The 25,340-nt window shown below is 39.7% G+C and carries 20 protein-coding genes and 4 tRNA genes; 11 read left to right on the top strand and 13 right to left on the bottom strand.

Annotated elements, in window-relative coordinates:
* Positions 1 to 68 precede the first annotated feature (68 nt).
* The 13 genes from cheW to pheS form a co-directional block, all read right to left on the bottom strand.
* Positions 69 to 566, bottom strand: coding sequence for a chemotaxis protein CheW (gene cheW / locus QU01_RS05970; RefSeq protein ID WP_000070759.1), 498 nt, complete (start codon positions 564 to 566; stop codon positions 69 to 71).
* A complete protein-coding gene (cheAY2, locus tag QU01_RS05965) occupies positions 563 to 2,989 on the bottom strand; it encodes a chemotaxis histidine kinase/response regulator CheAY2 (protein WP_033762830.1) in 2,427 nt (808 codons plus the stop codon). Before cheAY2 ends, cheW begins: the two co-directional genes overlap by 4 nt.
* Before the next feature lie 57 nt (positions 2,990 to 3,046).
* Positions 3,047 to 3,982, bottom strand: coding sequence for a chemotaxis protein CheV3 (cheV3, locus tag QU01_RS05960; protein WP_033762832.1), 936 nt, complete (start codon positions 3,980 to 3,982; stop codon positions 3,047 to 3,049).
* Between the two features lie 3 nt (positions 3,983 to 3,985).
* The gene (locus QU01_RS05955) at positions 3,986 to 4,744 is read right to left on the bottom strand and encodes a UDP-2,3-diacylglucosamine diphosphatase (RefSeq protein ID WP_033762833.1); all 759 of its coding nucleotides are present in this window, start codon (positions 4,742 to 4,744) and stop codon (positions 3,986 to 3,988) included.
* A 1-nt stretch (position 4,745) separates the two neighbouring features.
* Positions 4,746 to 5,414, bottom strand: a complete 669-nt coding sequence (locus QU01_RS05950; protein ID WP_033762835.1) for a YggS family pyridoxal phosphate-dependent enzyme — start codon at positions 5,412 to 5,414, stop codon at positions 4,746 to 4,748.
* Between the two features lie 22 nt (positions 5,415 to 5,436).
* On the bottom strand, positions 5,437 to 7,287 hold the full coding sequence (locus QU01_RS05945; protein WP_033762836.1) for a menaquinone biosynthesis decarboxylase: 1,851 nt from the start codon (positions 7,285 to 7,287) through the stop codon (positions 5,437 to 5,439).
* 9 nt (positions 7,288 to 7,296) lie between these two features.
* Positions 7,297 to 8,871: a phosphoglycerate dehydrogenase gene (serA, locus tag QU01_RS05940; RefSeq protein WP_033762837.1), complete on the bottom strand. Its 1,575-nt coding sequence runs from the start codon at positions 8,869 to 8,871 to the stop codon at positions 7,297 to 7,299.
* Positions 8,872 to 8,886: 15 nt separating this feature from the next.
* The gene (locus QU01_RS05935) at positions 8,887 to 9,456 is read right to left on the bottom strand and encodes a hypothetical protein (protein ID WP_033762838.1); all 570 of its coding nucleotides are present in this window, start codon (positions 9,454 to 9,456) and stop codon (positions 8,887 to 8,889) included.
* A 28-nt stretch (positions 9,457 to 9,484) separates the two neighbouring features.
* The gene (locus QU01_RS05930) at positions 9,485 to 11,155 is read right to left on the bottom strand and encodes a 30S ribosomal protein S1 (protein ID WP_033762839.1); all 1,671 of its coding nucleotides are present in this window, start codon (positions 11,153 to 11,155) and stop codon (positions 9,485 to 9,487) included.
* 120 nt (positions 11,156 to 11,275) lie between these two features.
* The gene (locus QU01_RS05925) at positions 11,276 to 12,100 is read right to left on the bottom strand and encodes a 4-hydroxy-3-methylbut-2-enyl diphosphate reductase (protein WP_000403570.1); all 825 of its coding nucleotides are present in this window, start codon (positions 12,098 to 12,100) and stop codon (positions 11,276 to 11,278) included.
* Complete coding sequence (gene aroA / locus QU01_RS05920) at positions 12,090 to 13,379, bottom strand: 3-phosphoshikimate 1-carboxyvinyltransferase (RefSeq protein ID WP_033762840.1); 1,290 nt, start codon at positions 13,377 to 13,379, stop codon at positions 12,090 to 12,092. The genes QU01_RS05925 and aroA overlap by 11 nt, the downstream gene beginning before the upstream one ends.
* 14 nt (positions 13,380 to 13,393) lie before the next feature.
* Positions 13,394 to 15,688, bottom strand: a complete 2,295-nt coding sequence (gene pheT, locus QU01_RS05915; protein ID WP_033762841.1) for a phenylalanine--tRNA ligase subunit beta — start codon at positions 15,686 to 15,688, stop codon at positions 13,394 to 13,396.
* Positions 15,688 to 16,674, bottom strand: coding sequence for a phenylalanine--tRNA ligase subunit alpha (gene pheS / locus QU01_RS05910; protein WP_000557024.1), 987 nt, complete (start codon positions 16,672 to 16,674; stop codon positions 15,688 to 15,690). The genes pheT and pheS overlap by 1 nt, the downstream gene beginning before the upstream one ends.
* An 80-nt stretch (positions 16,675 to 16,754) precedes the next feature.
* Here pheS and QU01_RS05905 point away from each other — a divergent pair, with 80 nt between their 5' ends.
* The 11 genes from QU01_RS05905 to QU01_RS05855 all read left to right on the top strand — a co-directional run bounded on the left by QU01_RS05905 (position 16,755) and on the right by QU01_RS05855 (position 25,188).
* Complete coding sequence (locus QU01_RS05905; RefSeq protein ID WP_001100349.1) at positions 16,755 to 17,069, top strand: histidine triad nucleotide-binding protein; 315 nt, start codon at positions 16,755 to 16,757, stop codon at positions 17,067 to 17,069.
* Between the two features lie 18 nt (positions 17,070 to 17,087).
* The gene (locus QU01_RS05900) at positions 17,088 to 18,410 is read left to right on the top strand and encodes an aminotransferase class V-fold PLP-dependent enzyme (RefSeq protein WP_033762843.1); all 1,323 of its coding nucleotides are present in this window, start codon (positions 17,088 to 17,090) and stop codon (positions 18,408 to 18,410) included.
* A 25-nt stretch (positions 18,411 to 18,435) separates the two neighbouring features.
* Entirely contained in the window at positions 18,436 to 19,026 is a 591-nt protein-coding gene (locus QU01_RS05895; protein ID WP_033762844.1) for a DUF3972 domain-containing protein, read from the top strand.
* 103 nt (positions 19,027 to 19,129) lie between these two features.
* Positions 19,130 to 21,520, top strand: coding sequence for a molybdopterin guanine dinucleotide-containing S/N-oxide reductase (locus QU01_RS05890; RefSeq protein ID WP_033762845.1), 2,391 nt, complete (start codon positions 19,130 to 19,132; stop codon positions 21,518 to 21,520).
* A gap of 168 nt (positions 21,521 to 21,688) precedes the next feature.
* Positions 21,689 to 22,180 (top strand): hypothetical protein, encoded by a 492-nt coding sequence (locus QU01_RS05885; RefSeq protein WP_033762846.1) that lies wholly within the window; start codon positions 21,689 to 21,691, stop codon positions 22,178 to 22,180.
* Positions 22,181 to 22,190: 10 nt separating this feature from the next.
* Positions 22,191 to 23,717, top strand: a complete 1,527-nt coding sequence (gene guaA, locus QU01_RS05880) for a glutamine-hydrolyzing GMP synthase (protein WP_033762847.1) — start codon at positions 22,191 to 22,193, stop codon at positions 23,715 to 23,717.
* 83 nt (positions 23,718 to 23,800) lie between these two features.
* Positions 23,801 to 24,550, top strand: coding sequence for an HpaA2 protein (gene hpaA2 / locus QU01_RS05875; protein ID WP_033762848.1), 750 nt, complete (start codon positions 23,801 to 23,803; stop codon positions 24,548 to 24,550).
* Between the two features lie 184 nt (positions 24,551 to 24,734).
* Positions 24,735 to 24,812, top strand: a tRNA-Pro gene (locus QU01_RS05870).
* 66 nt (positions 24,813 to 24,878) lie between these two features.
* Positions 24,879 to 24,955, top strand: a tRNA-His gene (locus QU01_RS05865).
* A 61-nt stretch (positions 24,956 to 25,016) separates the two neighbouring features.
* Positions 25,017 to 25,093 (top strand) — tRNA-Arg (locus QU01_RS05860).
* A gap of 18 nt (positions 25,094 to 25,111) precedes the next feature.
* A tRNA-Arg gene (locus QU01_RS05855) sits at positions 25,112 to 25,188 on the top strand.
* Positions 25,189 to 25,340: the final 152 nt, after the last annotated feature.

Genomic DNA, 25,340 nt, shown 5'->3' with positions numbered 1-25,340 from the left:
GATTTTAATCAAGCTTTTAATGGAATAAATCTTTCACAAAACCCATAAGGGTTTGATAGAAAAGGTTTTTAGAAGTCTTTTTTTAAGATTTCTTCCACTCTTAAAATGGTTACGAGTCTGTCGTTTTGTTTCCCAATGCCATAAGTTAAATTATTGTTATCGCTCAAAGTTTCTGGCACCGGATCAATATCCGTTTGCTTGATGCGAATGGCTTCGGTTAAGCGATCTATGAAAAACCCAGCGATCTGATCGTTATGTCGCACCACCAAATAACGAGTGTCTTTGTTTTGCTTTTCAGCTTTCAAGCCAAACTTTAAACGCAAGCTAATCAACGGAAAGACATTACCCCTTAAATTGAACACGCCAAGCACATAGTTTGGGGTTTCAGGGACTCGCGTGTAACCAATGGGTTTGACGATTTCTAAAATATTCAAAATAGGAATGGCGTATTCTTCATCGCCAATAATAAAGCCGATGAATTGCAAAATTTCTTCATTGTCTTCTTGTTTGGAACCTGCATTAGCTTCTTTTTGTCTTTCAAATAAATCTTTTAATTGGTTGCTCACGATTCGCCTCCTTCTAATTTAATACTGCGCTTCACCACGGTAGTTAAATACTCGCCGCTATAAGGTTTGGTGATGTATTCAGTCATGCCGGATTCAACGCCACGCATCCTATCGGTTTTAGTTACCCGACTGGTTACTGCGATCAAAGGCAGGTTTTTGAATTTATTGTATTTACGCACCTCAGAAGCGAAAGTGTAGCCATCCATTTTAGGCATTTCAATATCCACTAAAATAGCGTCTGGGATTTTATCGCCATTTTTAAGCATTTCTAAGCCCTCCAACCCATTAGTGGCCTCTAAAAGCGTGATGCCTAATGGTTTTAAACATTTGCGGATAATCGCTCTGTCCGTGCTGCTGTCATCAATCGCTAAGACAATATAATCGCTAGGAGAATTTTTGCTCTTGGTGTTTTCGGATTCATTCATCAAGGTAGTGATATTGACTTTGATGCTTTTTGCCATATCCATCATCGCTCCCACATCTACAATGAGAGTGATTTTCCCATCGCCTCTCACCGTAGCGCCAGCAATGCCTCTAGTGTTTTTAAGGTAGTAACCTAAAGATTTAATGACCACTTCTTCTTGACCGATCAAATAATCCACGATCACGCCAATTTTTTGATCAGCTAAGCCAATGATGACCACATACACATCTGAGTTGGATTCCAAAATAGCATCCACTTTAAAAATATCAGAAAGGCGCACCAAAGAAAGCACCTCATCTCTCAAGCGCAACACGCTCTTGCCATCAACGGTGTAGATTTCATCTTGGCTGATGCGCACGGTTTCTAAAACTGAAGAAAGCGGGATAGCGTAGTATTCTTCTTGAACGCCCACGAGTAAAGCTTGAATGATAGCCAAAGTGAGAGGGATTTTAAGCTTTTGAGTCGTGCCTACCCCCACTTCTGAATCAATTTCAATGATCCCATTGAGCTTTTCAATATTGGTTTTCACCACATCCATGCCAACACCCCTGCCTGAAACATTGGAAACGACTTTTGCAGTAGAAAAGCCTGGCTTGAAAATGAGGTTAAACGCTTCCCTATCGCTCATGCCTTCAGCGTCTCTTTCGCTAATCACCCCTTTTTCAATCGCTTTTTCTTTAAGCATCACAGGGTCTAACCCTTTGCCATCATCAGAGATTTTAATCACAATGTGGTTACCCTCATTATACGCGCTCAATTGTACTTTACCGGTTTCAGGCTTGTTAAGCCTTCTCCTTTCTTCTAAAGGCTCAATCCCATGATCGCATGAGTTGCGGATAATGTGAATGAGCGGATCGCCAATCTCTTCTACAATGGATTTGTCTAATTCGGTTTCTTCGCCCTCAATGATCAATTCAATGCTCTTGCCTAATTCCCGACTCAAATCCCTTACCATGCGAGGGAATTTATTGAACACTTTGCCCACTGGTTGCATCCGGGTTTTCATCACCGCAAGTTGCAAGTCTGTCGTTACCGCTGAAATAGAAGAAACCACCTGATTTAATTCCTCTAAAAACTTTTCCCCATCATAGCGTTCTTCCACATCGCTATAAATCCTGATCAAGCGATTTTTTCCCAACACAAGCTCACCGATTAAATTCATCAAGTGATCCAAGCGGCGCACATCCACCCTAACGGTTTGCTCCACGCCAATAGAGGGGGCTTTATTTTCTTCAGTATCGGCTTTAGCCTTAGCTTTAGTTTCGGTTTTAGGGGCTTTGGGGGTTTCTGTTTTGGGGGGTTCTTTTGTTGGGGCAACTTCTTGTTTGGGTTTGGATTCCTGCTTTTTTTGAGCTCTTCGTTCTTTATCGGCTTCTTGGCGTTTGTTCAATAGCCGTTCAATCTCTGCTTCCACTTCTTCAGTGCTCATGTTAGCGTAATCCAAATCCGGCTCATCGGCTAGCGGGTTATCGCTTGCGGGGTTTTCTGCAGTAGGGGTTTTATTTGCTTTAATTTCTTCTTTCGCTTTTTCTTTAATTTCTTCTTTCGCTTTTTCTTTTTGGGTTTCTTTAATCCCTGAAGTTTCTTTAGCGCCCTCTAAATTTTGACTCGTAATGGCTTGAAGCTGTTTGACCGCTTCTTCAATCTCGTTTTCCTTGCCGTTATTGGTATCAGAGCCGGTATCTCTAATCGTTACGAGTAAGGTTTTCATCAAATCAATGGAACGCAACACGACATCCATAATATCAGGCGTGATTTTGATTTCGCCCTTTCTGGCACGATTCAAGACATCTTCCATGTTGTGCGTGAGGTGCGTGAGGATATTAAGATTCAAAAACGAGCTAGAGCCTTTAATGGTGTGAGCGACTCTAAAAATGCGATTGAGCAAGTCCAAATCCTCAGGGTTATGCTCCAATTCCACTAAATCCTGATCCAACTGCTCGTTCATTTCAAAGGCTTCAATCAAGAAGTCTTCCATTATTTCTTGCAAATCATCCATTTTAAAACCCCTTTTTAGCGTTTGAGATAAGAGTATTTTACAATTTTATAAAAAGAATTACGCATTCTTGTCTAAAATCTTAGAAATTTCTTCGGTGAATTTTTCTGCGTCAAACTTGACTAAATACGCCACAGCCCCCATTTCTTTAGCCCTTTCAGCACTATAATTATCGCAAATAGAAGAATTAAAAATCACAGGAATATAAGCAAACCTGGGGTCTTTTTGGAGCTTGAATAAGAAATGATAGCCATCCATTTTAGGCATTTCAACATCTGAAATAATGAATTTCAAATGCTTTCTCAAATCGTCCCCATATTTTTTGAATAACATTTCTAATTTGTTCAGCCCGTCTTCCCCATCCACAGCTTCCGTGATGCTAAAACCCAATTTACTCAAATGGTTTTTTAAGGTTTTTCTCGCCGTTCTGCTATCGTCTAAAAACAACACTTCGCCTTCAAAACGCTCTTTAGGGGTATCTTTAGCGCTTTTAGCGTCTTCATTAAGTTTTAAATCGTCTAAAATGCTTTCTAAATCCAAAATGAGTAGGGTTTTGTCGTTTTCAATGCGGGTCGTGCCGGTGATATTTTCTTTATTGATGCTATTAGATGCGCTAAAGGATGCAGGCTCCACATCTTTCCAGCTAATGCGCCTGATACGCCTAGCGGAATGGACTAAAAAGCCCATTTTAACATTGTTAAATTCAGTGATAATGACGATTTTTTCGTTTTCCTTGCTTTTATCCGGGACAATCCCTATCCATTTAGCCAAGTCTATAAGCGGAATGATTATGGAGCGCAAATCAAACACGCCAATAATGTAATCCAAATTCGTGGGGTATTCAAAAAGGGTGGGCATGGGGATGATTTCTTGAACTTTAGCCACATTGATGCCATAAATCCCCTCATAAGGGACGCCCTCTTGCATGCCATAAATACGAAAATCCACGAGTTCTATCTCACTTAGTTTTAAATCGTTAGCTGTTTTTTCTGCCATGATTTAGGCGTCCTTATTTTGAGATGGTTCTAAAATACTTGATGATACCTTAAAAAGGCTTTGTTCGTAATAAAAGGAGGGCAGTGGGCAATAAATAGGCGCATTCAAGGGGATTTTTGCACCGCTTTTGAGATGAAAATGCCCCTCTATAATGCCATCAATCCTACCAATGTTAAGATCTTTAATGTAGTTTTGATAGGCTTTTAGGCGCTTTTCAATAAAAGATTGCAATTCTTTTGGCTCTAATTCCCAAAGGCGGACGGGTTTTTGATAAATGAGTTTTTTAAAAAGAGGGTATAAGGTTTTAAAACTTAATAAATTTAAAAAAGTTAAAAAAAATCTAGCCCAAGTGGAAGTGAGCTGCGTGATGTAAAATTCATACGCTTTAGTAATGAATAAATCCCCATGAGCTAGTAAAAGGCGTTTGTTATCATATTGGAATAATACGGGCTGGTTTTGGCGCTCAAAAACCACCACTTTAAAATTGAATACAAAACGCATGGAAAAATCATGATTGCCTTCAAAATAAAAGACTTGTGAAATTTCGCTTAACGCATGGATTAGATCAATGATTTTTTGCTGCTCTTTATCTAGGGGCAAATAGCCCACAAGCGCATGGAAAATATCGCCCATGAAAAAGACTTGTGGGGGTTTGGCGCTTAAAAGTTCTTGAAGCGTATGGATTAAATGAGGGTTTTTGGGCAAAAAATGCGCATCAGAGATAAAAACAGCCCCATTTTTAAGCGCATAAGTTTCTAGCATCTTACTCTTTGAACAAAAAAGAGCCAATCCTTAAAAGATTCGCCCCGCAAGCAATCGCTAATTCAAAATCACAACTCATGCCCATTGAAAGAACGCTCGCATTTTTTATTTGGTCAAAAAGCTTTTTGGTGGTGATAAAGGATTTTTCAATTTTTGTTTCATCATCGGTGTGCGCCCCTATACACATCAGCCCCTTAAGCTTGAGGCGCTTGCAAGTTTCACTGATTTGAGAATAAATTTCTAGCGTTTCTTCAGGCACCACCCCGCTTTTACTTTCCTCATACGCGCTATTAACCTGTAAAAGAGCGTTTAAATTGACGCCCAATATTTCGCAACGCTTTTCTATTTTCAAAGCGAGTTTTAAGGAGTCTAAAGAATGCAAAAGGGCGGGTTTTAAACTCAAAAGCGCATTGATTTTATTTTCTTGTAAAGAGCCTATCATGTGCCATTCAAGGGGCAAATGCTCTAAAGAATGCATTTTAGTTTTTAAATCTTGAACTTTATTTTCTCCAAAAGCCCTTTGAGAGCAGTTGTAGTAATGTTGGATAGCTTCTGGGGAAGCGTTTTTTGAAACAGCCACGATTTTGACAATATGATGCCTTGAATAGGCGGTGCGAGCCTTTTCTATTTTGGTGATGAGGGTATCAATTTTTTGGCGGTAATCTAACATAATCCTTCTTTATGGCTATTCTTTATAGATCTTCTTTGTGCGTGCTGAAAGAATGCGTGAGGTGGAATTTTTGATTTAAAGTTTCAAAATCTTTTAAAAGCCCTTTCTTTTTCAAATTTTCTATAACTTCCATGGAGCAATTGGTTTCGGTGGGCCATTCTCTAAAATGTTTATCCATAATGCCCTTATTGGTAGCGTCTATAAAAAAACAATGTTTAGAGGTGAGGATATCACGCCTGGCGTCAATATTATTAACGATGCGCCATAACAGCATGTAAGGGTTGTTTAAATCGTTGCTGATATGCTCTACAAAGATGACAATACGTAAATGCTCTTCAAAACCGAGCAAGTTTTTAGCCAATTCAATGACGCTTTTGTCTTTCTTTTCCACGCTAATGACGCAAATGGGGTTACGGGTGTGCGGGTAGTATTGCTTCAAAAGAACGATATTTGGCATTTTATCTTGTAAAAGCGCTAGTAGGGCGTTATCGTTTAAAAGCGTGGGGTAGGGGGTATTGCTTTTAGAGGTCGCATCAATACCGAGTTTCCCTCCCATAGCGTATTCAGGGCTTGCATGATCTAAGGCGTCGCATATGCCTTGAGAGATGAGCGCGTTTTCTTTAGAAAAATTTTCCAGTATATACTCAATGATAGCGTTGGTGTCCCTTAGATTAGGAGCGTCTTCATTGACAAAAATCGCATGTTTGACAAAACTCATCTGCCCCACACCCCAAAAAGCATGCATGACTTGCTTGGCATGAGCGTTATAGCGCGTGTGTATTTTGGCTAAAATCAAATTATGAAACACCCCATTTTCTGGCATGTAATAATCTATGAGATTGGGAGCGTTCATTTGGAGCAAGGGCAAGAACAAGCGTTCAGTCAAATACCCCATGTATTTGTCTTCTAAAGGGGGTTTACCCACCACAGTGGCTAAGTAAATGGAATCTTTTTTATAGCTAATGGTTTTGACTTCTAAAACAGGGTAAGGCTCAATGGGGGTGTAATAGCCAGTGTGATCCCCAAAAGGCCCTTCAAGCTCTAATTTCTCGCAATCCACAAACCCTTCTATCACAATATCGCAATCGCTTGGCACGCTCAAAGGATTGCTCAAGCATGGCATCACGCGCGCTTTTTTTCCTCTCATAAACCCATAGAGCATGAGCTCATAAATCCCATAAGGTAAGGGGGCTGTCGCGCACCATGTGTAGAGCAAATCCCCACCAATAGCGATGCTAACAGGCATTTTGACTTTAGCCTTAGCGTATTCGTGGAAAAAGAGCTGGGAGTCTTTATGGATTTGCCAGTGCAAGCCTAAATGGTTTTTATCATAAACTTGCAAGCGGTACATGCCTAAATTCTTTTTTTTATGATCCAGGCTTTGGGTATAGACTTGCCCCATAGTGATGAAAGCCCCGCCATCTTTTTCCCAAGTTTTTAAAACGGGTAGATCCCACAAATTGACTTCTTTATCTTGCTTGATGATGAGATCTTTAGGGCGAGTGGCTTTTTTAGGGAAAATGTGTCTTAAATCCCATAAATCTTTTAAGACTTTCAAACCCTCAGTGAAATTTTTAGGAGCACTAAAGTGCAAGAACGCTTGCATGCGTTGTTGTAAATCCTCTATAGGGGTTTTTAATAAAAGATCTAAGCGTTTGAAAGAACCAAAAGCGTTCATTAAAACCGGCATGCCAAAGGTTTTGATTCGGTCATGCTCTTTTCTTATGGGTTGCGTGAATAAAAGGGCTTTGCCTCCATCAGGTTTTTTCGCTTCTACATACGCTAGATGAGCGATTTCTAAATCCACTTCAAGGGGGGTGTCAATGACTTCTAATTCATTATGCTTTTTTAAAAGCTTTAAAAAATCTCGCATCCAACTACCTTAAATAACCACATAATGAACGCTTAAGCATGCAGGAATGTTTTTAAGCTCTTCTAAAACTTCCAAAGAAACTTCTTCATCTACAATAATGAGTGCTAGGGCTTCTTTTTGCGTGTTGCGCCCCAAACGAAAATCAGCGATATTAATGCCATGCCTAGCGAACGCATTCCCCACACTCCCAATAACGCCTGGAATATCCGTATTCCTAAATAAAAGCATTTTACCTTTTGGCTCTATATCAATATGAAACCCATCAATCTCAGTGAGTTTTAAAATATCTTCTTCAAACACCGTGCCGCTCACGCTGATTGCACCATTAGCCGCATTGAGAGTTAAAGAGAGCATGTTTTTATAGGGCGAAGCACTTTCTTTAAGGCTAACTTTAATCTCAATGCCTCTTTCTTTGGCCACAAAAGGGGCGTTAATGTAATTGATTTTATCCCCTACAACGGGTTTTAACACCCCTACTAGTGTAAAAGCGACAAGGGCGTCTTTGAATTGGTTGATCTCCCCACAAAGACTGAGTTCAATTTTTTGGCACACGCCCTTATGGATTTGACTGGAAAAATAACCCAGTTTTTGCGCTAAATTCAAGTAGGCTTTAACGCTTGCATCAAAAGCTTGCATGGGTAAATTTAGAGCATGCGGGTGGCTTGAACCTCTTAAAGATTCCATAACCCCTTGAGCGGCTTGTTTGGAAATTTCTTCTTGGGATTCTAAAGTGTTCGCGCCAATATGGGGTGTCGCATAAACATTGGGCAAGTCTAAAAGCTTGTTGTGAATGCCAGGCTCTTTAGAAAAGACATCAATGCCAAGCCAACGCACTTTTTTGGTTTCTAAAGCTTCATAAAGAGCGTCTTCATTATAAAGCCCACCCCTAGCGCAATTGATCAAAATAACCCCTTTTTTCATGCGCTCAATCTCTTTAGCGCCTATCATGTTAATGGTTTCTTTATTTTTGGGGGTGTGGATAGTGATCACATCGCATTGCAAAATGTCTTCAAAATTTTTCGTATAAATGACCCCTAAATCAGTGGCTTTTGAAGAAGGGATATAAGGATCATAGGCTAGAACTTCCATTTCAAAAGCTTTTGCTCTAATGCCCACCCTAGAGCCAATATTCCCAAAACCAATGATGCCCAGCTTTTTATTTTTCAATTCCGTGCCATACCAATCTTCTCTTTTCCATAACCTTTGGTGTTTGATTTGATCGTTCGCGCAAGGGAATGAGCGCACCGCATTGATCAAATGCGCCATGGTTAATTCCACAGCGGCAATCGTGTTAGCGGTAGGGATATTCATCACTACAATCCCTTTTTGAGAGCAGCTTTCTAAATCAATATTATCCACTCCCACGCCCGCTCTCACAATGGATTTTAAGTGGGTTAAGGGCTTTAAAAAATCGCTAGTGATAGGGGTCATGCTGCGCGTGATGAGCGCATCCATGGAGGTGAGTTTTCCTAAAAGCTCATTTTTGGGGCATTTGGAATAATCATGCAAGACAATGTCTTTTTGGGCTTCTAAAATTTGAATGCCTTTAGCATGGATGGGGTCGCAAATGGCTACTTGATACATTTTTATCCTTTGAATTTAAAAAACAGCATGATAGCGTATTTTATAATAGTCTAAATCAGCTAAAAAGCGTTCTTTTTTGTTTTTATCTAAATAGATGATGAGATTAGGTTGGTTTTTGGTGCTATCGTAAGCGTAATCAATTTGTTCTTTTTTAAGGATTTCTTTTAAGCACCACCATTGATAGTCCTTTAAATCCTTGATGATAAGCTTTGAATATTCCCTTTTTTTTTCTTCAAAAGGGATTTCAAAATGATGCTCTATAACAGGGTAATTGATAGATTCTTGCACATCAAGGTTTTGAGAAAGGGCGTTATTGCGATTTTCTTCGTTATGGGAGGCTTTTTCATCGTTAGGGGTATTAGGATTATTGGGGCTTTCTTCTAGGTTGATTTCATGGCTTTTTGCATCTGTTTGAGAGAGGCCTTCATTGGTTTGAGAGATCGCATGTGTTTGAGAGATCGCATGTGTTTGAGAGATCGCATGAGAAGTAGCGAGCGTTTCTTTTTTAACGCTTAAAAACAAATAGGCTAAAACGCCAAGAGCGACAGCTAGGGAAATAAAAGCAACAACACCCTTAAATCTCATGCCATTCTCATGCTTTTAAAATCACTCTTTAGAGTTTTTCTTTAAGAATATCCCCTAAAGTCATTTTATCATCGCTCGTGTTAAAAGCTTGCAATTCTTCTTTTTCTTTTTTGCGCTCTAACCTATGCACAGAAGCGCGTACCTTGTTGTTAGATTTTTCAATCGCAACAACCACGCATGTGATTTCTTGGCCTATTTTGATTTCATCTTTTTTCAAGGGGTTCAAATCTTCATTTTTGATCAGCACATCAATGCCATCAGCATTAATGAAAACGCCAAAATCCTTAATGCTCACCACTTTGCCTTGAATCACGCTATCTGTTTTATGCTTTTGAGCGAATTCTTCTGTAGGGGAAGTAACCAAGTGCTTCGCGCTCAAAGAAATCTTTTTATCTTTTTTGTTGATTTTAAGGATTTTCACTTTGATCACATCACCAATTTTATAGTGGTCTTTGCATTTTTTATCTTTATCCCAAAAAGCATCGTGATTGTGGAGCAAACCATCCACCCCACCCAGATTCAAAAACGCCCCAAAATCCGTTAAAGTCGCCACTTTGCCCTCTACAATATCCCCCACTTGGTGTTTGGATTCAAAAACATCAAAAGGCCTGTTAGTGAGTTGCTTTAAAGAAACCCTTAAGCGGCGGTTTTTAGGATCAATGTCAATGATCTTCACATCAATCTCTTGCCCCACGCTCAAGTAATGGCTAGGGTGGCTGACATTTTTATCCCAAGAGATTTCAGAAACATGCAAAAAGCCTTCAATATCATTACCAATATCCACAAACACCCCGTAATGTTCAATATTGCTCACCACCACCTTAATGGCGTATCCGGGTTTTAGCTTGTCTTGGATCTCTTCCCATGGGTCTTCTATAGTCGCTTTTATGGAGAGTGAAAGGCGTCTTTTTTCTGCATCATAAGCGATAGCTTTGACATAGACTTCATCGCCCTCTTTGTAGTATTTCTCAGGGTTTACTGGCCCTTTATGGCTGATTTCAGAATAATGAACCAAGCCCTCAATCCCTTTAGCTTCTACAAAAACACCAAAAGGGGTGATCTGGCGCACAACCCCTAACACCGGCTCTGTGGCTTCTAACAATTCTTTAGAAACCTCAAGCTGTCGTTTGTCATTGACTTCAAAGAATCGTTTGCGAGAAATATTGATAGAATGGTTTTCCTTATCCACACGAATGATGCATGCTTTAATGCGTTTGCCGATATGGTTTGCGTCATTCTTTAAAGAAGAGTGCGAGCGGGAGAGGAAATACTCCACGCCTTGAGACTCCACGATATAGCCCCCTTTATTCTTGCCTACAATCTTGCCTTCAATAATGGCGTTTTCATAGTTTTCGCCTAATTCTTCAATTTTAGCCTGAATCTTTTGTTGGGAAATGGCCTTTTTGTAGGAAACGCTAGGGTGTTCACCCTTTTCGGACACATGCACGACAATGGGGTCATTTTTTTGATACAGCAACTGCCCCTTTTCATCGGTGATCTCGCTCAAAGCCAAACGGCCTTCTGTCTTACCGCCCACGCTCACCATGGCATAACCATCATTCTCATTGATGGAAACGATTAGCCCTTCTTTAATAGTGCCTTTTTCTAGGGTTTCTTCTTTTTCTAATTCTTTTTTAAAGAGTTTTGCGAAGTTTTCCTCCTCGTCATTAAAGTTCTGATCATCTGCTATCTTGCTCATTGACTGCCTTACTATAAAATAAATATAAAATCCTTAGGGGCATTGTATCCTTTTTTGGCTTACAAAATCGTTTAAAAACTAACAATTAGCGGTTTTTTTAAAGAAAATTTTCAAAATGTGTTAAATCGTGCTGATTTTTTGCTTGACATTTTCTATAATCCAATCCGGCGTGGAAGCCCCAGCGGTAATCCCACACAATTTCTTATCCTTAAACCACGCTAACTCTAATTCGTTTTCATCTTCTACCAAGTAGCTGTCCTCACAATGCTGTTTGGCGATGCTTAAAAGCTGTTTGGTGTTTGAAGAAGTTTTACCGCCCACGACTATCATAATATCCACTTCCTTACTCAAATCCAAAGCGGCTTTTTGGTTGTAGGAAGTAGCGTTACAAATCGTGTTAAAAATACGCACTTCAGTGCATCTTTCTACTAAATAAGAAGCGATTTGCAAGAGTTTTGGGGTTTGTTTGGTGGTTTGAGAAACTAAAGCCACTTTTCGTTGGAGCTTTTTTTCTTGCAATTCTTCTAAAGAATTGACGACTAGAGCTTGGTTAGTGGCATAGCTTATCACGCCCTTGACTTCAGGGTGGTTAATATCCCCAAAAAGTACGATTTGATACCCTTCTTTGCTCATGGATTCCACAATTTGCTGAGGTTTGATCACATACGGGCAAGTCGCATCAGTGATTTTGACCCCCTTATTTTTCAAGTATTCTAAATCCTGCTTAGGAATGCCATGGGTTCTTATGATCACGCTCTTATTTTTAGGGATTTTTTTAGGGTCTTCTTCAATTTTCACATTGAAGTTTTTTTCCAAACGATTGATTTCTTTAGCGTTATGAATGAGCGAGCCAAAAATCAAGCTGTTTTGATTTTTTTCAGCGATTTGTATCGCTCTTTTGACGCCAAAACAAAAACCATAGTCTTTAGCCATTTTAATTTCCATTAAGACTCCCTTTTTTGAATTGATTGAGTAAGCGTTTGAATTGTGGGAAAGAAATGTTTGCGCATTCTAAATTATCAATTTCTAAAGGCAACGCTAAAGTTAAAACAGCAAAACTCATCGCAATCCTGTGATCATTGAAGCTTTGGATAAGGGGGGGTTTTTTTTGAGAAAGGTGCTGTTTTAATGGGCTTATATCTTCTAATCCCTCTATGTAAAACCCATCTTCAAACTCTTCGCACTCAATCCCTAAAGCTTTGAAATTAGAAATAACCGCTTTAATCCTATCGCTTTCTTTAGCTCGTAAATCTTTAGCGTTTTTGACCATGCTTTTGCCTTTTGCAAAAAGCATAGCGATACTTAAAGCAGGGATTTCATCAATAAGACTGGCGATATTTTGATTAATAGCGATCGCTTTTAAAGGGGCATGCTCTATATAAATATCGCCAATGATTTCTAAATCTTTGGATTGAATCGCATACTCTATGGAAGCGCCCATTTTTTTCAATACTTCAAAAGCTTCTATGCGAGTGGGGTTGAGCAAGACATTTTTTAAAAGAAGGCGGCTTTTTGGCGTAATCGCACAAGCGAGGGCGAAAAAAAACGCGCTAGACGGATCATTAGCTATCGTAAAATCAAAAGCTTCTAGGGGTTTTTCTAGGGGTGAAATTTTTAAAACGCCGTCTTGATTGTGAATGTTAGCTCCCAAACTTTTAAGCATGATTTCTGTGTGGTTACGGCTAAGCTCGCTTTCTTTATAAACGCTTATGCCTTGAGCTTGTAAGGCGCTTAAAATAAAAGCGCTTTTGACTTGAGCTGAAGCGATAGGGCTTTCATAATTACAAGCTTTTAAAGGACTCCCTACAATCACTAAGGGGGCGAAATGGTTATCCTCTCTCCCTAAAATCCTTGCCCCAAAAGCTTTCAAAGGCTCAATGATTCTTTTCATGGGGCGTGCGTTTAAGGAATTGTCCCCGCTTAAAACAAAAAGCCCTTTTTGAGCGCTTAAAAGCCCGCTGTATAAACGCATGCTAGTGCCAGAATTGTTGCAATTTAAAATCTTGTTAGGCTCTTTTATAGCCGTTGGGGGCGTGATTTTAAAAGAATTTTTTGCGGTATTTTCCACTTTAGCCCCTAAATTTTGAGCGATTTCTAAAGAGCTTAAACAATCTTCTCCCATTAAAAGATTCCGCACGAAACAAGGCTTTTGAGCGAGCAAGCTAAAAATAACGGCTCTGTGTGAGAGCGATTTATCGCTAGCGTTAATGTCAAGCTCTATCACAATTATCCTTTATATTATCCCTTAAGGCGGGCGTTAAATTCTTTTTCTAAAATTTCAAGCGCTTTTTGCACGGCTGAATTGACCTCTTCATCATTCAGGGTTTTTTCTAAAGAATGGATCACGCAACGCACGCTTAAGGCTATGGAATTATGACTTTCTTTAAAAATATCAAGGGGTAGAATCTCGCTTAAATTAGGGATTTGAGCGTCTTTTAGAGCTTTTTTAATCTTGCTAAAAGCGGTATTTTCATCAATGATGAGAGTCAAATCCCTCACACTGCTAGGGTAAATGCTAAAGGGTTTTAACAGCATGGTAGGGCGTTTGAGTTTAGAAGCGTCTATCTCAGCGTAATAGCTTTCAAACAAATCTAATTCCTGGATCACTTTGGGGTGGATTTTAGCGATTACGCCTATGATTTCATTGTTTTGAATGATTTTAGCGCTCTGGTAGGGGTGGTTAATAGGGATCTGAGTGGTTAGCTTTTCCAAGCTGAAATCCCCTATAACTTTTGAAACGCATTCAGCGAAAGAGTAAAAATCCCACGCCTTGCCTTTAGCGTCAGGGTAGCTTTCTTTTTTTTGTAAGCCGCTCGCTAAAAAGCCTAGTTTTTGGATCTCTTCTCTTTTAGCGTTATACACGCTCCCTTTTTCATAAAGGGCGATGCTTTTAAACCCTAAATTTTTATTCCTTAAGCTGGCGTCTAAAAGTCCACAAACAAGACTCGTTCTTAGGGTGTTTAACTCCGTTGTGATAGGGTTTTGCAATTCTAGGGGATCTTCTAAAACTTCAAAGCCTAGTTTTTGCTGTTTTTCTTTAGAATAAAACACATAATGAATGACTTCTTTAAAACCGCAAGCGAGAGCCTTGTGTTTAAGGTTTTCAAAAAAGCGGTGCGTGTCGTAATGGGGGTTTGATTTTTTGTTACTGACGCTATCAAGGGGTTTTGAAATCAAATGATCAATCCCTACAAAGCGCAAAATTTCTTCAGCAATATCTTGGATCGTTTTAATGTCATGCCTGAAATTTGGTGCAATAACCTCTAAAATTTGGGGTTTTGAATTTGGATCTTTTACGCTAACTTTAAAGCCTAAATTTTTTAAAATGCTTTGAATTTTTTCTTTCTCTACAGCAAGCCCCAAAATTTCAGTAATGTCTTCAAGCTGGAATGTAAGGGTGCGATCTTTTAAAGAATGCTCAGTTTGTTTGCTTTCTAAAATCGTGGCTTTCAAATGAGCGCTTAAAAAATTCAAGCCGTCTGATAAATTAGGGTTGCTCCCCCTAGCGCTTCTATAAACAAGGGCATTGTCTTTTTGAAGCGTTTTGTCTTTTAGGGCGTGTAATTTTAAAGACAGGCTTACAGGATTAATATAGCTCGCTTCTAAAAGCAAATGCCCACTCAAATTTTTTTGATCTTGATGCTTTATAGCGATAGTGGAGCGTTTTTGATGGTTAATATAAACGCTTTCAAGGTTGTTCTCATCGTTTTTCACGCTCAAATCAATAGGGGTCGCGTTCAGGCTATAAGCGTTCATTATTACCCCACTAAAATGCGCACTAAATTCTATGAAATTGTTTAGATCGTTCTCGCTTAAGGCATTATTATGAGCGAGCGAAAGTTTGATATTTAAAGGGGTTTTTAAAGAATGGTTGCAAACCAAATAATAAGCCAGATGCGATTCAATATTTTTGTCCGCACTAAGCGTGATCAAATCGCTTTTTGGCGTAAAATTTAAAGCCTTAATGGGCTTTAGGGGCGTGTGATAAAAGGCACTAATCTCTCTAGCAACGCCTAAAACGCTCAAGCAATCCCCACGATTGGGAGTCAATGAAATTTCTAAAACATGCGTGTTGAAGGGGGCGTATTCGTTTAATTCTTTCCCCAAAACCAACTCCCCAACGCTCTCATCTAATTCCAAGATGCCATCATTGATTTTAGGGAAGCCTAATTCAATGCTAGAGCAAATCATGCCACAGCTTTCAACCCCCCTAAGCTCCGTTTTAGCGATGGTGGTTGAGCCTATGATCGCTCCTTTGAGAGCGACTGGCACGAATTGGTTTGGCGCGACATTTTTAGCCCCACACACGATTTGTAACACTTCTTTACCCACATCCACTTGACACACGCTGAGTTTTTCAGCGTTTTTATGGGGGGCTTTTTCTAAAACCTTACCCACAACCACATTTTTAGGAGCGATACAAGGGATACAGCTTTCCACTTCTAAGCCTAAGCGGCTCAAATCCTCACAGAGTTTGGCTATATCTTTAGGTGCATCTACAAAAACGCTCAAATCATTGACACTCAGTTTCATTAAAAGCTCTCCAACACCCTCAAATCAGTTTCAAAAAAACTGCGCAAATCATTGATCTGGCAAGTCAGCATGGCTAATCTTTCAATCCCCATGCCAAAAGCAAATCCGCTCACATTCTCATACCCTATGGCTTCAAACACCGCATTATTGACCATGCCGCAACCCAACACTTCTAGCCAGCCTGTGTGCGAGCAAACCCTACAGCCTTCTTGCTTGCAAAACACGCAACTAATATCCACTTCAGCGCTTGGCTCTGTGAAAGGGAAAAAGCTAGAGCGCCACCTTAATTTCACGCCACCAAAGAAATAATGCAAAAAGTCTTCGATCACGCCCTTTAAGTGCGTGAAACGGATATTCCCTTTTTGATCCACGACAAGCCCTTCAATTTGGTGGAACATGGGCGTGTGGGTCAAGTCATAATCGCGCCTAAAGGTTTCGCCTAAACAAATCATCTTAATGGGTGGGGTTTGTTCTTGCATGGTGTGGATTTGAACGGGCGAAGTGTGGGTCCTTAAAAGCTTGTGATCTTTAAAATAAAAAGTGTCTTGCATGTCTCTTGCAGGATGGTAAGGGGGCAAGTTTAAAGCGCTGAAATTGTGGAAATCATCTTCCACTAAAGAGCCGATTTCAAGCTTGTATCCTAATGGGGTAAAAAATTCAATGATTTTATTTTTAGTATAATTCAAAGGGTGAGAAGAGCTTGTTTTGATAGCGTTAAACAAGCTCACATCAATTTTTTCTTTTTTCAAGCGTTCTTCTAATTCAAGCTCCAAAATCGCCTTTTTTTTCCATTCAAAGGCCTTTTCAAACGCTTGTTTATAATGGTGGATTTCTTTAGCAAAGGCGTTTTTTTCTTCGCCGTTCAGATGTTTGAGCTGGTTGAATTTATCCGCAAAAACCCCCTTTTTACCCAAAGCATTCAAGCGCGCTTCTTCTAACTCTTTGCTATTAGTAACCTTTTCTAATCGCTCTATTAAGGTGTGCAATAACGATCCTTATATTTTATTTTTAAAAAGCTATAATACAACTTTAATAAAAGAAAAACCTTAAAAGGGAGCAAAAAAGCATGAATGTGTTTGAAAAAATAATCCAAGGCGAAATCCCTTGTTCTAAGATTTTAGAAAACGAGCGTTTTTTATCCTTTTATGACATTAACCCTAAAGCTAAAGTGCATGCATTAGTGATCCCCAAACAAAGCATTCAGGATTTTAATGGCATCACCCCAGAGCTTATGGCTCAAATGACAAGTTTTATTTTTGAAGTGGTGGAAAAATTAGGCATCAAAGAAAAGGGTTACAAGCTTTTAACCAATGTGGGTAAAAACGCCGGGCAAGAGGTGATGCATTTGCATTTTCATATTTTGAGTGGGGATAAACATTAAAAGCGTTGGTGGTATTTTGTGCAAGCGTTTTTAAATAGGAGTTTTGCTCCCTTACTCAATCCTAATGAGAGTCCTTTAGAGCAGGTTAAATCCAGTATTATTTTAAAAAAAGGGGTGTCTTATTTTGACTGGGGGGCTTCAGGTTTAGCGAGCGCTTTAGTGGAAAAGCGCGTGAAATCCTTACTGCCTTATTATGCGAACGCTCATTCCATCGCTTCTAAACATGCGATTTTAATGGGCATGCTTTTAAAAGAGTGCCAAGAAAAGTTGAAGCGTTCTTTAAATTTGAGCGATAATCATTGCGTCTTGAGCGCAGGGTATGGAGCGAGTTCAGCGATTAAGAAATTTCAAGAAATTTTAGGGGTGTGCATCCCTTCAAAAACGAAGAAAAATTTAGAGCCGTATTTGAAAGATATGGCTTTAAAGCGTGTGATTGTAGGGCCTTATGAGCATCATTCTAATGAAATCAGCTGGCGTGAAGGCTTGTGTGAAGTGGTGCGTATCCCTTTGAATGAACATGGTTTATTGGATTTAGAAATTTTAGAGCAAACTTTAAAAAAATCCCCTAACAGCCTGGTTTCTATGAGCGCGGCTTCTAATGTAACAGGACTGCTTACGCCTTTAAAAGAGGTTTCATTATTGTGTAAGAAATATCAGGCTACTTTAGCTTTGGATTTAGCGAATTTTAGCGCGCATGCTAACCCTAAAGATTGCGAATACCAAACCGGTTTTTATGCGCCTCATAAGCTTTTAGGGGGTATTGGAGGGTGCGGTCTTTTAGGCATTTCTAAAGATTTGATTGACACGCAAATCGCCCCGAGTTTTAGTGCAGGGGGCGTGATTAAATACGCTAATCGCACACGGCATGAATTTATTGATGAATTGCCTTTGAGGGAAGAGTTTGGCACGCCAGGATTGTTGCAATTTTACAGGAGTGCTTTAGCGTATCAATTGAGAGATGAATGCGGTTTGGATTTTATCCACAAGAAAGAAAACAACCTTTTAAGAGTGCTCATGCATGGCTTAAAAGACTTGCCCGCTATTAATATTTATGGGAATTTAACAGCGAGTCGTGTGGGGGTAGTGGCTTTTAATATTGGGGGGATTTCGCCCTATGATTTAGCGAGGGTTTTAAGCTATGAACATGCTATTGAGACCCGGGCAGGTTGCTCTTGCGCAGGGCCTTATGGGCATGATTTGTTGAATCTTAACGCTCAAAAGTCAAGCGATTTTAACGCTAAACCCGGATGGCTTAGGGTGAGCTTACACTTCACGCATTCCATAAACGATATTGATTATTTGCTAGACAGCTTGAAAAAAGCGGTTAAAAAATTGCGTTAAGCTAAAACTATTTTTAAGGAAAAATTTGGATATTTTAGATTTGAACAAAGCGCAAGCGGTACAACAAAATGAACAAGAGGTAGAGGATAAAGAACAAGAGTCTAAAGAGCCGGTGGTTTTAGAAGATTTGAGCGCTTTAGCATGGCTTGAATTAGAAGAATTTAGCCGCCTTTCAGGGCTTCCTAAAGAAAGGATCTTGGAATTAGTCAATATCGGTAAAATTAAAAGCAAAATAAGCCACAACAAGCTTTTAATTGATGCGAGCAGCGGGACAAACGCTCTAATCAAAAAGGTAGAAAACAATTTGATTTCTATGGATATGAACGGGTGTTCCTTAGAGCCTGTGTTTGTGGAAAAGACCATTAACACGATTTTAAATTTGCATGATAAAGTCATTAGCGCTAAAGATGAAACGATTTCAGCCTTTAAAAATGAAAACATGTTTTTAAAAGACGCTTTAATTTCTATGCAAGAAGTCTATGAAGAAGATAAAAAAACCATTGATCTTTTACGCGATGAACTCAATCAAGCCAGAGAAGAAATTGAATTCATGAAGAGGAAATACCGCTTGATGTGGGGGAAAGTCGCTGACATGAGCAGCGTGAATAAAAAGTAGTTTCAAATTAATGCCCATGATGAGAGCTTATTAGCGGTAATTTTATGTGAATACATGTTAGAATTTGGGGTGTTTTAACAGAATGCAAGCTTGAAGGAGAACCATGTCCATTTCACGCAGAAGTATCCTAACAAAAATCCCAATCGCGCTCGCTAGCGCTAATGTTTTGAAAGCTGTTGGTGTTTTTGAAAAAGTAGAATCCATTCCGCATGCAACGCATTTTGGCCCCTTTATCGCAAAGGTTCAAAATGGAGTGATTAAAGATATTGTCTCTCAAAAGAGCGATTATAACCCTACTATGATGTTAAAAGCGATGGCAGATAGGGTGTATTCAGATAGTAGGGTGAAGTATCCTTGCGTGCGTAAGAGCTTTTTAGAAAACAAAAAAAACCACAAAGAATTGCGCGGGAGAGAAGAGTTTGTGCGCGTGAGTTGGGATGTAGCGTTGGATTTAGCGGCTAAAAAGCTTAAAGAAATCCCTAAAGAAAACATTTATAATGCCAGTTATGGTGGTTGGGGGCATGCGGGCAGCTTGCATCGTTGCCATCATTTAGCATGGCGTTTTTTTAATACGACTTTAGGGGGGGCTATTGGCACTGATGGGGAATATAGTAATGGCGCGGCTGCAAGAATAAACCCTATGATTGTAGGGGATATGGAAGTTTATTCGCAACAAACCACGCATGAAGAGATGATTAAAAATTGTAAGGTGTATGTCATGTGGGGGGCGGATTTACTCAAGTGCAACCGCATTGATTATTTTGTGCCAAACCATGTCAATGACAGCTACTACCCTAAGTATAAAAGAGCTGGTATTAAATTCATTAGTATTGATCCCATTTATACCGAAACCGCTCAAGCCTTTAATGCTGAATGGATACCCATTCGCCCTAACACTGATGTAGCGTTAATGCTAGGCATGATGCATTATCTTTATACAAGCAATCAATACGATAAAGCGTTTATCGCTAAATACACTGATGGTTTTGATAAATTTTTACCCTATTTGCTAGGAGAGAGCGATAATGCACCTAAGACTTTAGAATGGGCGTCTCAAATCACTGGAGTGAGTGCAGAAAAAATCAAAGAATTAGCGGATTTATTTGTCTCTAAGCGCACTTTTTTAGCGGGCAATTGGGCCATGCAAAGAGCTCAGCATGGCGAGCAACCGGATTGGGCGTTAATTGTTTTAGCCAGCATGATTGGTCAAGTGGGCTTATCGGGTGGGGGCTTTGGCTTTTCTATGCATTATGGAGGGAACGCTCAAGCAAGCTCAGGGGCAAGAATTGTTCCTATGATTCCACAAGGGCATAATTCTGTAAAAAGCGTTATTCCAGCATCTAGAATTTCTGAAGCGATTTTGAATCCGGATAAAGAAATTGATTTTATGGGTAAAAAACTCAAATTGCCTAAAATCAAAATGATCTACAATTGCGGGACGGATTTGTTGGGGCATGAAGCTGATACAAACGAACTGATTCGCGCTTTAAGGACCTTAGATTGCGTGATCGTGCATGAGCCTTGGTGGACGCCTACGGCGAAATTCGCTGATATTGTCTTTGCTTCCACTAGCACTATGGAAAGAGATGATATTACTTTTGGAGGGAGTTATTCTAAGAATGTGGTTTATGCCATGCGTAAGGTGGTAGAGCCTGTTTATGAATCTAAAGACGATTATGAGATTTTCAGACAGCTTGCTTTACGCATTGGGGGCAATGAAACAGAGCAGAAATTCACTGAATCTAAGAGTTACATGGAATGGATTAAGGGCCTTTATGAAAAAAGCGATGGCCCTACCTTGAAATCGTTTGATCAATTTTGGAGGGATGGCTTTGTGGAGTTTGAAATCCCTGAAAATGCGAGAAAGTTTGTGCGTCATGCGAAATTCAGGCAAGATCCTATTAACAATAAGCTGGATACAGAGAGTGGGAAAATTCAAATTTTTTCTCAAAAATGCGCGGATCTTAAACTGGCTGATTTTAAAGGGCATCCCACTTGGTTTGAGCCAGCTGAGTGGCTAGGCTCTAAAATGGCTGAGACTTATCCGTTCCATTTAATCTCTCCGCACCCCAAATACCGTGTCAATTCACAGCTTGATAACACTTGGGTTAGGAATGTGTATAAAATTCAAGGCAGAGAGCCTGTAATGATCAACGAACTAGATGCTAATAAATTAGGCATTAGGCATGGTGAAATCGTGGAAGTGTTTAACGCTAGGGGGAGGTTGTTAGCAGGGGCGTTTGTAACTAAGAATATCCGTCAAGGGGTTTTGAGTATCCAAAAAGGGGCGTGGTATGACCCAGAAGATGCGAGGGTTAGAAACCCACGATGCAATGGAGGGAGTGTGAATACGCTCACTTCTTTACGCCCCACAAGCAGCATGACACAAGCCATTTCAGCCAATACCGCTTTAGTCAATATCAGAAGACTTAGAAGGTATGAATTAGTCAAGCCCTATCATTCTATTTCAACACCAAGCATCATTGGGGCTTAAAAGGAGTGAAAATACTAGCATGAGAGTGTTTTTACCCAATAAAGACTTAATAACTAAAGACTTGAGCGCTAGCCAAGCTAAAGCGTAATTCTCAATTTTTATATTATAATACTTTGCGTCATGCAGCCTGTAGTTATGCAACCGATGATAAGTCAAGGATTATAAAAGATGAGCGTTTTTCAAACGAGTTTGAAATGTTGCGTGGGGTTGGTTTTGTCTATGGGGGTCTTATTAGGGGATTTTAAAGCTTTTAAAGTTAGGGTGGATAAAAGTTTAGCTCTGCCCTTTTTGAATGTGCTTTCATTAGCTTTTAAACAAGACATGAGAAAAGAGATCGTTTTTGTTTTCACCAAAAGCAACAAGTTGAGTAAAAAAGTGCTTTGTGATTTTGACGCTTTTTTATTGCCTGAATCTCTGATGAGCGGCATGCCTAAAAAAGCGCTATTCCATAAGGAATTTTTATTCCAATCTAAAGAAAGTAAGACGCTCTATGCGTTTTCGCTGATTGATTCTCAATATTGCTCAAAAGGTGGGAATTACAGATACGAACTAGAAAAATTAGAACGCTGGTTTGTGCAAAAAGCTCCTGAGTTAGCTGAGAGCCACAGAGTGGATTATAAGAGCCAGTATGATAAAACACAAACAAAAAAACAAAAATAAAGAATGAGCGATGATTTTAGTATTAGATTTTGGGAGCCAATACACACAGCTGATTGCTAGAAGATTGAGGGAGAGTGGGATTTATGCAGAAATAGTCCCTTTTTTTGAAAGCATAGAAAACATTCAAAAAAAAGCCCCTAAAGGTTTGATTTTGAGTGGGGGGCCAGCGAGCGTGTACGCTAAAGACGCTTACAAGCCTAACGGGAAAATCTTTGATTTGAATGTGCCGATTTTAGGGATTTGCTACGGCATGCAGTATTTGGTGGATTTTTTTGGGGGCGTGGTGGTTGGTGCGAATGAGCAAGAATTTGGTAAGGCTGTTTTAGAAATCGCTCAAAATTCTGTGATTTTTGAAGGCGTAAAAACCAAAAGCCTTGTGTGGATGAGCCATATGGATAAAGTCATAGAATTGCCTAAAGGCTTCACTACCCTTGCAAAAAGCCCTAATTCCCCCTATTGCGCGATTGAAAACGGCAAGATTTTTGGCTTGCAATTCCACCCAGAAGTCATTCAAAGCGAAGAGGGGGGTAAGATTTTAGAAAATTTTGCCCTTTTGGTTTGTGGCTGTGAAAAAACTTGGGGGATGCAGCATTTCGCTCAAAGAGAAATAACGCGATTGAAAGAAAAAATTGCTAACGCTAAGGTTTTGTGTGCGGTGAGTGGGGGCGTGGATTCTACGGTTGTCGCTACGCTATTATACAGAGCCATTAAGGATAATTTGATCGCTGTTTTTGTGGATCATGGCTTGTTGCGTAAAAATGAAAAAGAAAGGGTGCAAGCGATGTTTAAAGACTTGCAAATCCCTTTAAACACGATAGACGCTAAAGAAATCTTTTTGTCTAAATTAAAGGGCGTGAGTGAGCCTGAATTGAAGCGAAAAATCATCGGCGAAACCTTTATTGAAGTGTTTGAAAAAGAAGCCAAGAAGCACCATTTAAAAGGCAAAATTGAGTTTTTAGCCCAAGGCACTTTATACCCTGATGTGATTGAATCTGTGAGCGTTAAAGGGCCTTCAAAAGTGATCAAAACCCACCATAATGTGGGCGGACTGCCTGAATGGATGGATTTTAAACTCATAGAGCCTTTAAGGGAATTGTTTAAAGATGAGGTGCGCTTATTGGGTAAAGAATTGGGCGTTAGCCAGGATTTTTTAATGCGCCACCCTTTTCCAGGGCCTGGGCTTGCTGTAAGGATTTTAGGCGAAATCAGTGAGAGTAAGATCAAACGCTTGCAAGAAGCGGATTTTATTTTTATAGAGGAGCTTAAAAAAGCCCATTTGTATGACAAGGTTTGGCAAGCTTTTTGCGTGCTGTTGAATGTCAATTCTGTGGGGGTGATGGGGGATAACCGCACTTATGAAAACGCTATTTGTTTGAGAGCGGTAAACGCGAGCGATGGCATGACGGCGAGCTTTTCATTTTTAGAGCATTCTTTTTTAGAAAAGGTTTCTAATCGTATCACTAATGAAGTGAGCGGTATCAATAGGGTGGTGTATGATATTACCTCTAAACCACCAGGAACGATTGAATGGGAATGATTATCTTAAAAATAGCGCTAAAAGTGGGATTTTTTGGGTAAGATTAGGAATTGATTTTAAAGAAAAAGAAAGAAAGGAATTTAATGAAAAAAGGTAGTTTAGCAATCGTTTTAGGATCGTTATTAGCGAGTGGGGCGTTTTATACGGCTCTAGCTGATGGAATGCCTGCAAAGCAGCAGCACAATAATATGGGCGAGTCCGTGGATTTGCATTTCCACTATCCTATTAAAGGCAAGCAAGAGCCTAAAAACGGCCATTTAGTTGTCTTAATCGATCCTAAGATAGAGGCTAATAAAGTTATCCCTGAAAATTATCAAAAAGAGTTTGAGAAATCTTTGTTTCTCCAGTTGAGTAGTTTTTTAGAGAGAAAAGGCTATAGCGTTTCGCAATTTAAAGACGTTAGTGAAATCCCTCAAGACATCAAAGAAAAAGCGTTGCTCGTTTTACGCATGGATGGGGATGTGGCTATCTTAGAAGATATTGTAGAAGAGAGCGATGCACTTAGCGAAGAAAGAGTGATAGACATGTCTTCAGGGTATTTGAACTTGAATTTTGTTGAGCCAAAAAGTGAAGATATTATCCATAGTTTTGGTATTGATGTTTCAAAGATTAAGGCTGTGATTGAAAGAGTGGAATTGCGGCGCACCAATTCTGGAGGTTTTGTCCCCAAAACTTTTGTGCATAGGATTAAGGAAACCGACCATGATCGAGCCATTAGAAAAATCATGAATCAAGCCTATCACAAAGTGATGGTGCATATTACCAAAGAGTTAAGCAAAAAACACATGGAACATTATGAAAAAGTTTCTAGTGAAATGAAAAAACGAAAGTAGTTTTTAAGAAACGAAAAGCTTAAAAATCCTTTAGAGCTGTTTTTTAAAAAAATAGCTTTTTAAAAGTGAGGGAGTTGGATTAGGGTATTTTTTGAGCGTCAATTTTGATTTTTAGCGGTATTTTTGAAAAGTTACGCTCAAAAATTAGAAAATTCAGCTATAATAACGCTTCATGTGAAAATTTCGGGGCGTAGCGCAGTCTGGTTAGCGCACTTGGTTTGGGACCAAGGGGTCGAAGGTTCGAATCCTTTCGCCCCGACCACTTTTTGCATAATTTATTGTTCTGTTTAAAATTCTTTGGTAGAATGTCGCTTCCTTTCATTGAATGGTGGGAGTAGCTCAGTCGGTTAGAGCATCAGATTGTGGTCCTGAGGGTCGTGGGTTCGATTCCCATCTTCCACCCCATCTCATTAAATAAGCGTTTTACCAAGTTTTTATGTTAGTCATTCCTTTATTTGAATTGTAAGCGTTCGTAGCTCAATTGGATAGAGCACCAGACTTCGGATCTGGGGGTTAGGGGTTCGACTCCCTTCGGGCGCACCACCTAACGCCAAGTATCATGCGCTTGTAGCTCAGCTGGATAGAGCAACAGCCTTCTAAGCCGTAGGTCGCAGGTTCGAGTCCTGCCAAGCGCACCACTTTTGACATTCTTTAAAGAGGAGTTATGGATTCTTTAGAGTGGGGATTACTCATTTTCTTAATTCTTGTTTTTCTAGTAGGCATAGGATACTACATTTTTATGGTTCTTTCTTCTAAAGATTGATCATCAAAATAGCCTAATTACAAGTGG

The sequence above is a fragment of the Helicobacter pylori SA221C genome (assembly GCF_000476855.1).
In the GTDB taxonomy this organism is placed as follows: Bacteria; Campylobacterota; Campylobacteria; order Campylobacterales; family Helicobacteraceae; genus Helicobacter; species Helicobacter pylori_DK.
This window is presented reverse-complemented; position numbering and strand designations above follow the sequence as displayed.